Origin of the sequence: Paenarthrobacter histidinolovorans (genome assembly GCF_014647595.1) — a bacterium.
Lineage (GTDB): Bacteria > Actinomycetota > Actinomycetes > Actinomycetales > Micrococcaceae > Arthrobacter > Arthrobacter histidinolovorans.
Genome location: NZ_BMPM01000010.1, coordinates 43,383 through 56,852, shown reverse-complemented (window position 1 = coordinate 56,852; position 13,470 = coordinate 43,383). Strand labels below are relative to the sequence as shown.

Annotated in this window: 12 protein-coding genes; 5 read left to right on the top strand and 7 right to left on the bottom strand. The window is 63.4% G+C overall.

The window, feature by feature from the left end; all coding sequences use genetic code 11:
- Window positions 1-101: 101 nt before the first annotated feature.
- Window positions 102-575 (bottom strand): ribonuclease E activity regulator RraA, encoded by a 474-nt coding sequence (rraA, locus tag IEY62_RS19010; protein WP_189020823.1) that lies wholly within the window; start codon window positions 573-575, stop codon window positions 102-104.
- A 157-nt stretch (window positions 576-732) separates the two neighbouring features.
- Between rraA and IEY62_RS19005 the strand changes: the two genes are divergently transcribed.
- Window positions 733-2,034: an MFS transporter gene (locus IEY62_RS19005; RefSeq protein ID WP_189020821.1), complete on the top strand. Its 1,302-nt coding sequence runs from the start codon at window positions 733-735 to the stop codon at window positions 2,032-2,034.
- Between the two features lie 3 nt (window positions 2,035-2,037).
- Here the strand turns inward: IEY62_RS19005 and IEY62_RS19000 are convergent, their stop codons facing one another.
- The 3 genes from IEY62_RS19000 to IEY62_RS18990 form a co-directional block, all read right to left on the bottom strand.
- Window positions 2,038-3,039, bottom strand: coding sequence for an FG-GAP repeat domain-containing protein (locus IEY62_RS19000; RefSeq protein ID WP_229785454.1), 1,002 nt, complete (start codon window positions 3,037-3,039; stop codon window positions 2,038-2,040).
- Between the two features lie 154 nt (window positions 3,040-3,193).
- The gene (locus tag IEY62_RS18995; protein WP_189020819.1) at window positions 3,194-4,339 is read right to left on the bottom strand and encodes an FG-GAP-like repeat-containing protein; all 1,146 of its coding nucleotides are present in this window, start codon (window positions 4,337-4,339) and stop codon (window positions 3,194-3,196) included.
- Between the two features lie 50 nt (window positions 4,340-4,389).
- The gene (locus IEY62_RS18990; protein WP_229785452.1) at window positions 4,390-5,517 is read right to left on the bottom strand and encodes an FG-GAP repeat domain-containing protein; all 1,128 of its coding nucleotides are present in this window, start codon (window positions 5,515-5,517) and stop codon (window positions 4,390-4,392) included.
- Between the two features lie 190 nt (window positions 5,518-5,707).
- Here IEY62_RS18990 and IEY62_RS18985 point away from each other — a divergent pair, with 190 nt between their 5' ends.
- From IEY62_RS18985 to IEY62_RS18975, 3 genes are all read left to right on the top strand, one after another.
- Entirely contained in the window at window positions 5,708-6,316 is a 609-nt protein-coding gene (locus IEY62_RS18985) for a TetR/AcrR family transcriptional regulator (protein ID WP_189020817.1), read from the top strand.
- Between the two features lie 282 nt (window positions 6,317-6,598).
- Window positions 6,599-7,789, top strand: a complete 1,191-nt coding sequence (locus IEY62_RS18980) for an NAD(P)-dependent malic enzyme (RefSeq protein WP_189020815.1) — start codon at window positions 6,599-6,601, stop codon at window positions 7,787-7,789.
- A gap of 155 nt (window positions 7,790-7,944) precedes the next feature.
- Window positions 7,945-8,448, top strand: coding sequence for a DUF456 domain-containing protein (locus tag IEY62_RS18975; protein WP_189020813.1), 504 nt, complete (start codon window positions 7,945-7,947; stop codon window positions 8,446-8,448).
- Here the strand turns inward: IEY62_RS18975 and IEY62_RS18970 are convergent.
- Window positions 8,438-9,385, bottom strand: coding sequence for a polysaccharide deacetylase family protein (locus IEY62_RS18970; RefSeq protein WP_189020811.1), 948 nt, complete (start codon window positions 9,383-9,385; stop codon window positions 8,438-8,440). The genes IEY62_RS18975 and IEY62_RS18970 overlap by 11 nt on opposite strands.
- The gene (locus IEY62_RS18965; protein WP_189020809.1) at window positions 9,382-10,911 is read right to left on the bottom strand and encodes a purine-cytosine permease family protein; all 1,530 of its coding nucleotides are present in this window, start codon (window positions 10,909-10,911) and stop codon (window positions 9,382-9,384) included. Before IEY62_RS18965 ends, IEY62_RS18970 begins: the two co-directional genes overlap by 4 nt.
- 108 nt (window positions 10,912-11,019) lie before the next feature.
- Between IEY62_RS18965 and IEY62_RS18960 the strand changes: the two genes are divergently transcribed.
- Window positions 11,020-12,480 (top strand): PucR family transcriptional regulator, encoded by a 1,461-nt coding sequence (locus IEY62_RS18960; RefSeq protein ID WP_189020807.1) that lies wholly within the window; start codon window positions 11,020-11,022, stop codon window positions 12,478-12,480.
- A 92-nt stretch (window positions 12,481-12,572) separates the two neighbouring features.
- Here IEY62_RS18960 and purU read toward each other — a convergent pair whose 3' ends face one another.
- Window positions 12,573-13,469 carry a formyltetrahydrofolate deformylase gene (purU, locus tag IEY62_RS18955; protein ID WP_189020805.1) on the bottom strand — a complete coding sequence of 299 codons (897 nt, stop codon included), beginning with the start codon at window positions 13,467-13,469 and terminating at the stop codon, window positions 12,573-12,575.
- Window position 13,470: the final 1 nt, after the last annotated feature.

The following is a 13,470-nucleotide window of genomic DNA, read 5'->3' as shown; positions in this document are numbered from 1 at the left end:
TTAAGCAGGATAGTTGCTTTCAGTAACTATCCTAACGCCCCGTTCATTCCCAGTGGGCGAATATTTCTTCGCGGATCCTCTCCAAGTCTGTTCCGCTGCACTCAGCGTTCCAGCAGGATGCCGTCCGGATCGCTGTAAATCATCACGCCTGGCCGGATGCGGACATCGTCAATAACGAGCTCGACGTCAGCTTCGCCGGACCCCGTCTTGGCGCTCTTCCGGGGGTTGCTTCCGAGCGCTTTGACGCCCAGTGGGAGCTTGGCGATGGCCTCGCGGTCGCGGATTGCTCCGTAGATGATCACTCCGGCCCAACCGTTTTCCACGGCACTTTCCGCAATCATGTCTCCCATGAGGGCAGTCCTCAACGAACCTTGACCGTCGACAACCAGGACTGCACCGTCACCCTCCGTGGCCAGGACGGACTTCACCAGGGCGTTGTCCTCAAAGCACCGGATGGTACGGGCTGGGCCGCTGAAATGTGTGTGGCGCCCGAGATTCTGGAACTGGACGGCAAGGGACTCCAGTTCCTCGCCGCGTTCGTCGTAGAGATCTGCCGTATTTAAGTGCTGGCTCATGGTGCGTCTCCTCCGTGGGTTTGAGGCCACACTAACGCGTCCCGTGGGCTCCCCACAGTGCTTATTTTGATCTATGTGGATAAAGGACCCGACGGCGGTTCAGTGTCACTCCGCCGCGTTAGGCTGAATCCACACACCAAATGAGGGGGAACCTGCCATGAGCTTGTCCGACCTTCCGGGGCCGGTACCGGACCCCGCTGTCATCCGTGGCGGCACCACGGCGCTGGCTGATCCGGTAAAACCAGTCCGCCCTGTTTGGGTCACGGGTGTGGTACTGGTCAACCTGGGCATCAACGCAGCGTTCTTCGGTCCCCTCCAGGTTCTTCTCGCGCAGCAGGCCGCCTACTTCGACGAAGATCACAAGAAGGCGATTCTGGCTTTGGTAACGGGCTGCGGCGCGGCCGTTTCCTTAGTAGCAAATCCCGTGTTCGGCGCGTTGAGTGACCGCACAACCTCACGGTTCGGGCGACGCGTTCCATGGGTTCTGATGGGCGCGATCCTGGGCGCGGTGGCCCTTGTTGCCTTGGCCGGAGCCCCCAATGTTGCGATGATGACGCTGCTGTGGTGCCTCGTGCAGGCCGGAGCCAACGCCATGTATGCTGCGATCTTTGCCGCTATCCCGGACAGAGTTCCCGTGCCGCAGCGTGGAACTGTGGGCGGACTGGCTGCGATGGGGCAGACCGTCGGCATACTTGCCGGCGCGCTAATTGCTTCGCTCGTCGCTGGAGACTTTGCTGCAGGTTACTGGTTCTGCGCGGCTGCACTGCTGGCCGGCGTCGTGCTTTATCTTTTCAAAAGCGACGACCAGCCCTTGCCGCCCAGCGAGCGACTCCCATTCAGGTTGGCTACCTTTCTCAAGGATTTTTGGGTTTCGCCCAAGCGCTACCCTGATTTTGCCTGGGCCTGGCTGACGAGGTTCCTGGTCAGCACGGGCAACCACATGGTCACCATCTATCTGCTCTACTTCCTCGCGGACGCCGTCCGCTTGAAGGAAGCCGAAGGTATTGACCCGGAATACGGGGTCCTGGTCGTGACCGGCCTGTATGCCGTGATGGTCATTTTTACCAGCGTCCTGGGAGGGCGGCTGAGTGACCGGATGGGCAAACGGAAGCCCTTGGTGATCGCTTCGTCGGCCATCATCGCTGTGGCATCGCTCATCCTGGCATTTGCACCCACTTGGGTCGGTGCCATTGCCGGCGCGATGGTGCTGGGCATTGGGTTCGGCGCATACTTGGCCGTGGACTTCGCCCTCATCACCCAAGTCCTGCCGAAGGCACTGGACCGCGGCCGGGATCTTGGCGTCATCAACATCGCCAACTCGCTGCCGCAGGTGTTGGCACCGGGGATCGCTTTTGTGTTCGTCGATTACCTGGGCGGCTACGTCTCGCTGTACGTAGCCGCCGCAGTCATCGGGCTCCTGGGTGCCGTGTTCGTGGTCAAGATCAAGAGCGTCGACTAGCTTCTAGAAGACGTAGTTCATGACGTTCCAGCCGCTGCCGACGACCGGCTGCCCTTTCCACTTGAACCCGTAGATGCCCCAGCTGCTGAAGCCCGAAGGATCGGCGAGGTACATGGTCAGGAGACCGTTCGGGCTGATGCCGTAAACGTCGTTGTAGCCGTCGCCGTTGAAGTCACCTGCAATCCCGAAACGGGTGAGCGCTTCCCAGCCCCTTCCGATGGTTCCGTCGAAGGAGTCGGGGCTACCGTAATCGTAGAAGAATCCGTTGCGCGTGGAAGAGCGTGCCTGCAGGTCACCAAACCTGTTGCGGCCAAGGACCACGGCTTCGGGCGTGCCGTAGAAGTGGCCCGCTCCGGCGGCATCAAGTCCCTGCCAGCCCGTAGTGACTTTGCTTGGTGCGAGCCAGCCGCCGCGGCCGTTTCCTGGGTAGAGGAACACGTTGCCCGCGGCGTCCTGGGCAAGGATGTCATTGGTGCCGTCGCCGTTGAAGTCGCCGGGTGCAATGAGGTTGACGAAACCCTGCCAGCCCTGGCCGATCTGGAAGGCCTGCTTCCAGGCTCCGGCCCCATTTCCCTGGTAGAGGAAGAGGCGACCGTAGCCGTCGCGGCCCATGACGTCCACAGTTCCGTCGCCGTCGAAGTCACCCGGTGACACGAGCAGGTTGTAGATGTGCCAGCCGTTGCCGATGACACGCGGGGCCTGCCAATTGCCTCGGCCGTCGGTGGGGTAGAGCAGGAGTCGGCCAGCGGCGTCGCGGGCGAACAGATCGAAGGTGCCGTCGCCGTCGAAACCCTTGGAGCGGGGTGCCGCTTCGATAGGCATGGCATTGGTTGTTTCGAGGCCAAGGGTTGTTTGAACGGCGGCGGTGTCGGCGGTCGCTGTTGCTGCGGGTGCAGGCAACGCCGAGGCAAGAAGCCCAGTGGCAACCAGTGGAACGGTGAGAAGTGCGAGCAGCCGTCGAGGACTGCGGCGCGCGGGCACGCGCAGGGCAGGGTTGAAGCCCAAGGATTCCCCCAGGAAATAAGGCGGCACAGAGATGGCCGGAAGAGATCAATTGGGATGACACTACCGCCTGCAGGAACCCCGGCATAGAGGATGCGCGTTTATGGCGAAGGACCCCGTTCGGATATCTCCGGACGGGGTCCTCAACGAAGTGCAACTAGAACAGGTCCGTGAACCCGCCCCAGCCCCAGCCGACCACAGCGGCTCCGGTCCAGCCGGCGGCGCCGTTGCCATAGTAGGCGCGCAATTGTCCGGAGCTGTCGACGGCGAAGACGTCCAGCTTTCCGTCGGCGTTGATATCGCCTGCGCTGCCGATCTTGCTCATGCCGCCCCAGCCTTGGCCAACCACGGCAGTGCCGTTCCAGCCTCCGGCGCCGTTACCGCTGTAGAGCTTGAGGTTCCCGGCGGCGTCACGGCCCAGGAGGTCCACGTTCGTGTCGCCGTCGAAGTCTCCGGGGGTGATAATCGCATTCAAGGCGTTCCAGCCTTGGCCAATCACGGTCCGCGGAAGCCAGCCACCGTGGCCGTCTCCTGGGTAGAGGTAGAGCAGTCCGTTGGCGTCTCGGGCAATGAGGTCATTGGTGCCATCACTGTTGAAATCGCCCGGGGCCACCAGTGAGGTGAAGATGTTCCACCCGGTCCCCACTTTGCGGGGACCGTTCCAGCCGCCGGAACCGTTACCGCTGTAGAGGTAGAGCCCGCCTGCCGAATCCCTGCCGATGACGTCGTTGTTGCCGTCGCCATCAAAGTCGCCCGGTGACAGGACAGTGGGGAAAATGTTCCAGCCCACGCCCACGGTTTGCGCGGGTTCCCACGCGTTGTTGGTCCGCGGATACATGAGGAGGGCGCCATCGGAGCGACGGGCGAGCAGCTCGAAGGCGCCGCGGCCAGTGAAACCGTTGGGTCGGTTGGAGGCGGAGATGGGCGCGGTTTCCTCGCTGGCTACTTCGAGGTCTTCGCACGGGTAGGCGGCCACGAGGTGTGCAGCGATGGTTTTGCCGCGGTCTTCTTCGCCCAGGACGTAGTTGGGCCAGGTGGGATGGTCTGTGGCGAGCTCGCCGTCCCTGGTCCAGTAGATCCGGGTGTCGGGGCCGGCTCCGGCACCGCACCCTTTGTAGGCGTAGGGATCCCACGTGACAGTTAGCGTTGATCCGACAAACGGGGCACCGGTGATGACCGGCGGTTCCGGATCCATGGTGGCCATGGCGGGCGCGGGCTCCACAATCATGGCAGCGACGATCGCAGCCAGAGTTGCAGCAACCGCTCGACGCACGCCAGACCCCAGGCGTGATGGAGCGTACATTGTGTCCTCCCCAGACTTTATGGAGTTAATGGTACAGCGCCTGGGATTTTCTAGAAGAGTGCTGTGAACCAGCCAAAGCCTGCGCCCACGGCTTCGGAGCCCTTCCAGCCAGCGCGGCCGTCGCTGTAGTACGTCAGCAGGCGGCCCTGCTGATCCACGCCGTAGACGTCAGGGAACCCGTCGCCGTTGAAGTCGCCGGCAGCGCCCACATATTTGAGCGCGTTCCAGCCGACGCCGATCATCCACGACCGTGACCAGCCGCCGGCGCCGTTGCCCGTATAGACGAACAGGTATCCGTTGCTGTCGCGTGCCAGCAGGTCCACATTTCCGTCGCCATTGAAGTCGCCGGGCGTCACCAAAGCGTTCATGACGTTCCACCCGGTCCCGACGGCGGTGCGCGGCAACCAGCCTCCCGCGCCATTGCCGGGGTACAGATAGAGGGCGCCACCAGGTTCCCTGGCGAGGACGTCGTTGTTGCCGTCGCCGTTGAAATCGCCGGGGCCGATGATGGAGTCGAAGATGTTCCAGCCGTTGCCGATGGCGCGTGCCGGTTTCCAGCCGCCGGCACCGTCACCGCTGAAGAGGTAGAGGCCGCCTACGGAATCACGGACAATCATGTCGCTTTTGCCGTCGCCGTCGAAGTCCCCGGGGGAGAAGGCCATGTTGAAGATGTTGAAGCCGTAGCCCACCGTCCGCGCAGCATCCCACCCTGTGCCGTTGCGGCCATACAGGAGCAGTGCACCGTCAGAGGCCCGGGCCAGCAGCTCGAAGCTCCTGCCGGTAAATCCTGCCGCACGGTTCACCGCCCCGACGGGCCTGGTCTCGGCACTGTGCAGTGATTCGCCGCCGCACGCGGTCTTGCTGGCGGTGACGTGCACGGCCATCCTGGAGCCGGTGTCGTCCGCTTCCAGGTTGTAGCTTGACGTGGTTTCGCCGGCTACCAGGAACCCGTCCCGGGTCCAGTAGATGGAGTAGTCGGGGCCCTTGCCGCCTCCGCAGCCATAGAAGGTGTAGGGGCCGATGTCCGCCGTCAGCTGTTTGCCTACGAACGCTTGACCGTTGAGCAGGGGGTCGGGCCCGTTGCTGGGCGCCCCCGACGCCGGCAGGGGGCCAAGTGCCATGGTCGCCGCTGTGGCGGCCAGCAGCGCAGCTGCCATCCGGCGTCGTAATGTCCCCATGCGTTTCCTCCTGCGGGTTTCAAGCCTGCATGAAAGTGTATGCGGGTGGGCTGCGATTTCCGGGAGCGGCGGTGGTTGGGACTCTCAGGGAACGGTCAAGAAGCTCCCGTATCATTGATGCGATCGGCCAGCCGGTGGTCTTCACCCCGGCCGGCCGCGTCCTTGTCAGCCTGCCAAGAGATCGCCGGAAATGCCCGTAACCAATTCACTGGAACCGTACTCCCTTGACCTGACCACGGGGCTTCCCCGTATGGCTGCCGCGCCCACCACCCCGCGGCAGCAATTGCGCTATGCCCGCATCCTGAAAACGGCCGCAGGGTTCGCCCAGCGTCAGTTCGATACCTTGAGCCTCTCCGACGTTGCTGCCCGCGCCGATGTCCCGCTGGGGACCCTTTACCGATACTTCCCCTCCACCTCCCACCTGATGCTGGCCGTCTACAGGCAGCAGCTCAGGGAGCTGAGGGAGGGCGTCCACCAGCGCGGCGCCAAGGGCCACGCGCTCGCGGGTTTGATGATGGAAATCTTCCACTTACGGGTGATGCAGCCCGGTGTGGAGCACTGCCTGATCCGCCCGGCCGGCAAGGATGACGACACGGCACAGCTGTTGCGGGAGATCGATGCCCTCTCGGAAGAAGTGGTGGGTTCGCTCAGCAAGGATGCGGGCAAGGACACGGTGAAGGCGAGGATTCTCCTGCACTTGGTCAGCGGCTTGGTCCAGGCTGTCCGTTGCCGCAGGCTGTCACTGTTTGAGGCCGAGAAGGACTTGAAACGCGCTTGCTCCCTCATGACGGGCGAATAGCGGCGGAAGTCTCGGTGGTCTAGACCGCCGTCCGCCCAGAATGCGCTTTTTCGTATGTTGTGGGTCACATTTGGCGCTGGTTGAACGTTTTACTCTCGAATCGTCTCTCTTGGTATTGAATCTTGTACCCTCAATCCTTCCCTAGGCTTGAACTACCGAAGCGGCTAGCAGCCCCCTATCTGCAGAAGCAACGCCGGACCAGCCACCCTTGGTCCGCCACAGCAGTTCTGTTCCTGCCCGAATCATGCCGTGGGTCCACGGCTAGCCTGAGGAGACAAAGACGTGTCCATCGAGACAATTGCAACTGACAACGACGCCCTGGTACTGACCGAAGAAGAGATCTTCGCAGCCCACGAAGGCGGCAAGCTGACGGTTTCCAGCACCGTTCCGCTGAACAACAAGCGTGACCTCTCCATCGCTTACACCCCCGGCGTGGCCCAGGTGAGCCGCGCAATCCACGCCGACCCCAAGCTTGCCCGTACCCACACCTGGGCCGAGCGCCTGGTCGTCGTGGTCAGCGACGGCACCGCGGTGCTGGGCCTTGGCAACATCGGCCCCAGCGCCTCCCTGCCGGTGATGGAGGGCAAGTCCGCTCTCTTCAAGTCCTTCGGCGATCTTGACTCCATCCCCCTGGTACTCAACACCACCGATGTTGACGAGATCATTGAGACCCTGGTCCGTCTTCGTCCCAGCTTCGGCGCGGTGAACCTCGAGGACATCTCGGCTCCGCGCTGCTTCGAACTCGAAGAGCGCCTCATCGAAGCCCTCGACTGCCCCGTCATGCACGATGACCAGCACGGCACCGCCGTCGTGGTTCTCGCGGCCCTGACCAACGCAGCCAAGGTGACCCAGCGCGAGCTCCAGGGCCTCAAGGTGGTTGTCTCCGGTGCCGGTGCTGCGGGCATCGCCATCGCCGAGATCCTCCTCGCAGTCGGCATCGAGGACGTGATCCTCCTTGACTCCAAGGGCGTGGTCAACGCCGACCGCGCCGACCTCGTGGCCGATCCCGGCAGCGTCAAGGCGCGCATGGCCCAGCGCACCAACCCCCGCGGCATCACCGGCGGTCCCGGCGAGGGACTGACGGGTGCCGACGTCTTCGTGGGAGTTTCCTCCTCCAAGCTGGACGAAGAGCACCTGAAGCTGATGAACGAGCAGTCGATCGTGTTCGCCCTGTCCAACCCGGATCCGGAAGTCCTGCCCGAGGTCGCTCAGAAGTACGCCGCCGTTGTTGCCACCGGCCGCAGCGACTTCCCGAACCAGATCAACAACGTCCTGGCCTTCCCAGGTATCTTCCGCGGGGCACTCGACGCCAAGGCCCGCCGGATCACCCCCGCTATGAAGATCGCCGCAGCCAACGCCATCGCTGAGCTGGCCGCCGAAGACCTTTCCGCGGATTACATCGTGCCGAGCCCGCTGGACGCCCGCGTGGCACCCGCGGTCACCGCGGCTGTCGCGGCAGCCGTCACCGAGTAGCGGCTACCTGAGCAAGACCGACGACGGCGACGCCTCCCGAGCTGGGGAGCGTCGCCGTCGTTCCCGTTAAAGGCAACGCGGGGTCACTTAAGCACCCTTGTGGCGCCTCGAAGGGGCCATAAGTGACCCCGCGTTGCTGTGCATAGACTTGGGCCATGAACGCCGAAGTCATCGTGACCATCCTGTGCGGCCTTGCCATTGCAGTCGGCGTAGCCGGCACAATCATTCCCGTGCTTCCGGGCAGCATCCTCATCGGCGCAAGCCTGTTGGTTTGGGCCATCTGGGGCGGTGCAGGACCGGTGAGTTGGGTGATCTTCGCCATCGGCATGCTCTTTGTGGTTGCGGGGATGGCGGCCAGTGCGGTCCTCACGGGAAGAAAGCTGAAGCAACACGGCATTCCCAACAGGTCTGTGCTGATCGGCGTGGTCCTGGGTGTTGTGGGAATGTTCGTCATCCCCGTGGTGGGACTCTTTGTGGGTTTCGCAGTGGGGCTACTCCTCAGTGAAGTCCAGAGGACCCGCAACTTTCCGGCTGCGTTGAAATCAAGCGGGTCGGCGCTCAAAGCAACCGGGATAGGCATCCTGGTGGAGTTCGGCCTCGCGTGCGCAGCCGCGAGCACGTGGATCATCGGGGTGTGGATCGACGCCGTTAACGGCTAAGCCCACTGAGGACCCGCGCGGGGCGAAAGCTGGCCCCGGCGCCGGGGAACAAGGGCACATCGATCCTGGCGTGGGTGTGGATGTCCTGCACGGTGTCCTTGGTGTGCTGCGCGATCTCTGCCAACGTGGTGATCCACATGCCGTCCAGCCCTTTGACCCTCTCAATCAACTGCTCCAGGGCCACTGCCCGGGATGGCCGGCCGGAAATGAACGGGTGGTTGGTCAGGACGAAACAGCTGCCCTGGGAATGGTGTGCCTGTGCTTCCAGTGTCCACATTTCCAGCGCCTTGGCCGGGCTTTCGATCACCCCGCTGCCGGTGACTCCGGGGTAGAACCCGTATTGTTCCCAGTCGTCCAGAGCCCAATCCACGGGGATCTCCACGATGTCCCGGGGGTCGCCCTCGGCCACGGCCATGCGGTAGGGGGCATCGCCGTCGAGCAGGCTTGAATCGTAAAGGAAGCCGCGATCGGCGAGCAGGGCCGGCGATTGCCAATTCAGTTCCCACCAGGGTGCCCGGTAGCCCACGGGACGGACGCCCGCAACACTTTCAAGCGCTTCAAGGCCTCGGTCCAGGTAGCTGGCTTCAGTGGCGGCGTCGATACCTTGCATGGGCTCGTGGAGGTAACCGTGGTGGGCGATTTCGTGCCCGTCGTCGGCGATCCGGCGCACAACGTCGGGGTAGCTCTCCGCCGTGAACCCGGGGATGAAGAACGTTGCCTTGATGTCCTGTCGCTGCAGGATCTGCAGCAGGCGGGGAACGGCGATCCTGGGCCCGTACGATTGGTGGCTCATGAGGGACATGCGCCGCGTGCTGGAGGGGTCATGGGCGATGGTGCAGGACTCGGCGTCGACGTCGAAAGTGAAGGATGCCGCAGCCCGGTAGTCCCCGGGCCAGGTGGCCGGGTGGAGCGAATCAGCGAAAGCGGTCTGGTTCATGCTGTGGTCCTTTCAACAGCCGGCGTGGGTGCGGGATGTGCCACTGATACGTGGTTCGAGCCGGCCAGGAGATACTTCCTGTGCGCCCTGGGGCCAAGGATGGCGTAGGCCGCTGCGCTGGTAAGTCCGCCGGCCAGCCAGGAGAGATCCCAGCCACCCAAGGCAACAGCGATAGGTCCTTGCATGGCGGGGACCAGCCCGTACATAAACAGCCAGGTGGAGAAGATGCCTGCAAGCAGGGAGACGATGCCGGCCCAGTTGACGACGGGGAGGCGGGGCGTGCCTACGTCATCGAACAGGCGGTCCACCTTGGCCGGCCAGCGCTTGTCCAGCCAGAAGTAGTGCACCAGCATGACCCCGCCCCAGGCGGCTACCCAGGCGACCAGGCCAATGAGCCAAGCGTCGAGTACCGCAGCGAAGTCCTCCTGGAAGATGAAGAACACGACGGCGACGAGCGAGAAAGCGCCCACGAACAGGTTGAGCTTGCGGCGGCTGATCTTGATGTCCAGGGCCTGGGTCGCCACCGAGAACGTATAGATGTTGAGGATGTTCGTGGCTATGGGGCCGTGCAGCACCATGAGCAGCACTGGCAGGGCCATGACGCCGAAGTTCTGGACAATCAGCTTGCCGGGATCGATCTCGCCGCTGTTCGTCGCGAGGCTGGCCCCGAGGACGCCGAGCCACACAACAGGAATGAACTGGCCAAGGACCGACGCGAGATAAACCTTGCGCTTGGGCACGGAGGTGCTGACGAAGCGCGAGTAGTCCGCGGCGTAGGTGAACCACGTGATGCCCCAGCCGATGCCAATGGCGGTCATGACTGCGCTCATGGCGGCGATGCGCTCGGAGCCTTCCAGGATGTTGCCTGCTGGTCCCGCGTAGCCCCAGTCGATCTTCATCCCGAACCATGCCACGGCCGACATGACGGCCAGGATGACGATGGTGGGCGGAACCGTCCACTTTTCGAATGCGGCGATGGCTTTGTAGCCAAACCAGGCAATGGCCACCTGGGCTGCCATGATGACCGTGGCAACGCCGATCTTCCAGGCGTAGTTCTTGGCTTCGGGATCCACCCAGCCGAGTGTGCCGAAGAGTGCCATGACCAGGTCCAGGATGATCCAGGTGTTCACTGCACACCAGCCAATCACCAGGAGGGCCTGGATGGCGGCGGGAAGGTAGTTGCCGCGGCGGCCGAAAGCGGCGCGGGCCAGGACCATGCCGGTGGCACCGGTTTTCTGTCCGAGGAGGACGAAGCAGCCGAACAGGAGCATGCCGATCAGGTTTCCCAGGACCAGCACGAACACGGTATCGGCGAAGCCCAGACCGAGATGGATGCCGAGAGCACCCAGTACCCAGTTGATGGGGGCAAGGTTGGCGCCGGCCCAGATCCAGAACTGTCCGGAAACTTTGCGGGTGCGGTCTGATTCGGGGATGGGCTGAAGCCAGGCTTCGCTGTCATGGCCCGGCGCCATTGCCGGACCTGACTGCGCTGGGCCTGATGGCGCTGTGGAGAGGTTGTCTTGCATGGGGAGAGCCTCCGTATGTGAAAGGGACACTCTCAGCGTATGTGCCCCAAATCACAGCAACAAGATACTATGTGTCTAAACGAATAACCGAAAACCATACGGAGTGTCATGCCTATTCTTCTGGGCGCCGCTTTGGAGTATCAAAGCCTGAAATCCGCCGAGCCACGCCTGCTCAACCAGGTTCCGGACGCCCTCGATAGGCCTGTCCGATGGGTTCACTCCAGCGAAGTCCTTGACATTGCTCCGCTGCTGAGCGGTGGCGAACTGCTCCTCAGTGGGGGCCAGGCGCTCGCCGGAGTGACCGCGGAACGGCAGGCAGGGTACGTTCGCGAGCTCGCCGCCCGGGGGATAGCGGCGCTGGCACTCGAAACAGGTCCCGCGCTGCCCGAAGTGCCTTCAGCAATGCTGGAAGTTGCCGAGGCGGCTGGGCTCCCGGTGATTGAGTTACGCCGGGTTGTTCCCTTCGTCGGCGTGATGCAGGAGATCAATTCCCTGCTGGTCAGCGAATCGGTGGAGCACCTCCAACGTGGAGACCAGGCCAGCCATGCCATGGCCGCCGAACTCGCCCATGGCAGCGGCCTCGACCAACTCCTCACTGTCCTGGCAGAAAAGACCAATGCCAGCGCAAGGCTGGTCTCGCCGTCGGGCGTGACGCTGGGCGCCGCCGGAACCTTCGGCGACGACGGCCACCTCACCACAGTGGATGTGCCGGTTCGCGGTGTGCTCGCCGCCCGCCTTGAGTTGCAGGTGCCCGACGACGGCGACACCGGCCTCGCGCGCGTGGCCGGCGAACGATCCGTGGACATTCTTGGCTTGGCGCTCCTGCAGCGTATGCCGCCGGGATTGAAGGAACTGGCAGGCATTGAACTCATGCGGGCGATCAATTCGGGGAGCCAGCCATGGCAGTTGCAGCAACTGGGGCCGGCATCGGGATTCCTCGTCGGCGGTGACGTGGCGGCTGTGGTGATCCGGTCTGCCGGCGCCGGGCACATGCGTCCGGCGGTGGATGCACTGCTCCGTGAGTGTGTCCCGCACAGTGCGAGCTACGCCAACAACGCGGAGCTGATCGCGCTCGCCTCCCTGGGCGCGGGAGCTGCCACAAGGTCCGTGTTGATGGAGGCGCTGCGGGCTCTCGACGTGCCGACAGGGTCCGTGGTGGCCGTCGGCCCGACAGGCAGGGGCATCGCTGACGCGCCGTGGTCCTTGGCTGAAGCCCGGAGAGCACTTGAACTCGATCCCAAGGGCAGAGGAGTGGTGGATGCGGACACCGTCGCCGTGGAACTCCTCGCTGCAGAGTCACTGGACCCGGCCACGCGCGAAGGTTTCGTGCAGCGGCAGCTGGGTGCCGTCGTCGAGCATGACCGTGTGAAGAAGTCCGAATTGATGCGGACCCTGGCAGTTTGGCTGGACACCGGCTGCAACACCGCCCAAGCTGCGCGGGAACTGCACCTGGAGCGGCAGTCCATGCACCACAGGCTGCAGCGGATCTTTGAGCTGTGCGGCGGAGATCCCCGGGGATCGGGGCGGCTGGCTGCGTTGCATCTGGCGACGCGGCTGGCCCGGTTGTAAGCCCTTAAACGCCAATTCGATGGCCCGCTGCACACACCGCCGTTCGCGACAGCGTTTGCGCAGCGGACCATCGAAATGGGGTCCTGCAAGGCTTACTTCAACACGATCGTCCTGTTCCCATTGAGGATGATCCGCCCTTCGCAGTGCCAACGAACAGCGTTGCTGAGGGCCTTGCATTCGGTGTCCCGACCGGCGGCTACGAGATCGTCCGGTCCGAACGTGTGGTCCACCTCCACTACCTGCTGGGCGATGATGGGTCCTTCATCCAGCTCGCCGTTCACATAGTGGGCGGTGGCGCCCACGGTTTTCACACCACGCGCGTACGCCTGGTGGTAGGGCTTGGCACCCTTGAAGCTCGGCAGGAACGAGTGGTGGATGTTGATCGCACGGCCATCGAGCTTCCGGGCGAGGTCATCGCTGAGGACCTGCATATAGCGGGCCAGCACTATGAGTTCCACGTCCAGTTCGTCAATGATTTCCAGCAGCCGTCCCTCGGCAGCGGGCTTGGTGGCAGCAGTGACAGGAACATGGAAGAACGGAATCCCGTGCCACTCCGCCAAGCCTTGGTGGTCGGTGTGGTTGGAAACAACGCCCACCACATCAATGGGCAATTCCCCGATCCGTGCCCGGAACAAGAGGTCGTTCAGGCAGTGACCGAATTTGGAGACCATGATCAAAACCCGGCGCTTGGAACCCTGGCGCTCAAGCTGCCAGTTCATGGAGTATTTCTCTCCCACCGGGCAGAAAGCGGTACGCAGGGTGTCCAGCGTGGAGTCGTCTCCGGAGGATGCGAAGTGCACCCGCATGAAGAAGTGGCCCTCGGCCCGATCACCGAACTGCTTGTTGTCGATGATGTCGCAACCATTTTCCAGCAGGAAGCTGGACACCGCATGGACGATCCCGGGTCCTTCGGGGCAGTCCAAGGTGAGGACGTGTTCAACGGTGGTCTCGGAAGGGACAGCGGTGGTTTCAGTTTGGATGGCAGTCATG

What these genes read in the sequence shown, in the direction of transcription:
- rraA (WP_189020823.1), bottom strand. Translation starts at nt 575, where the DNA reads ATGAGCCAGCACTTAAATACGGCAGATCTCTACGACGAACGCGGCGAG.
- IEY62_RS19005 (WP_189020821.1), top strand. Translation starts at nt 733, where the DNA reads ATGAGCTTGTCCGACCTTCCGGGGCCGGTACCGGACCCCGCTGTCATC.
- IEY62_RS18995 (WP_189020819.1), bottom strand. Translation starts at nt 4,339, where the DNA reads ATGTACGCTCCATCACGCCTGGGGTCTGGCGTGCGTCGAGCGGTTGCT.
- IEY62_RS18990 (WP_229785452.1), bottom strand. Translation starts at nt 5,517, where the DNA reads ATGGGGACATTACGACGCCGGATGGCAGCTGCGCTGCTGGCCGCCACA.
- IEY62_RS18985 (WP_189020817.1), top strand. Translation starts at nt 5,708, where the DNA reads ATGCCCGTAACCAATTCACTGGAACCGTACTCCCTTGACCTGACCACG.
- IEY62_RS18975 (WP_189020813.1), top strand. Translation starts at nt 7,945, where the DNA reads ATGAACGCCGAAGTCATCGTGACCATCCTGTGCGGCCTTGCCATTGCA.
- IEY62_RS18970 (WP_189020811.1), bottom strand. Translation starts at nt 9,385, where the DNA reads ATGAACCAGACCGCTTTCGCTGATTCGCTCCACCCGGCCACCTGGCCC.
- IEY62_RS18965 (WP_189020809.1), bottom strand. Translation starts at nt 10,911, where the DNA reads ATGCAAGACAACCTCTCCACAGCGCCATCAGGCCCAGCGCAGTCAGGT.
- IEY62_RS18960 (WP_189020807.1), top strand. Translation starts at nt 11,020, where the DNA reads ATGCCTATTCTTCTGGGCGCCGCTTTGGAGTATCAAAGCCTGAAATCC.
- purU (WP_189020805.1), bottom strand. Translation starts at nt 13,469, where the DNA reads ATGACTGCCATCCAAACTGAAACCACCGCTGTCCCTTCCGAGACCACC.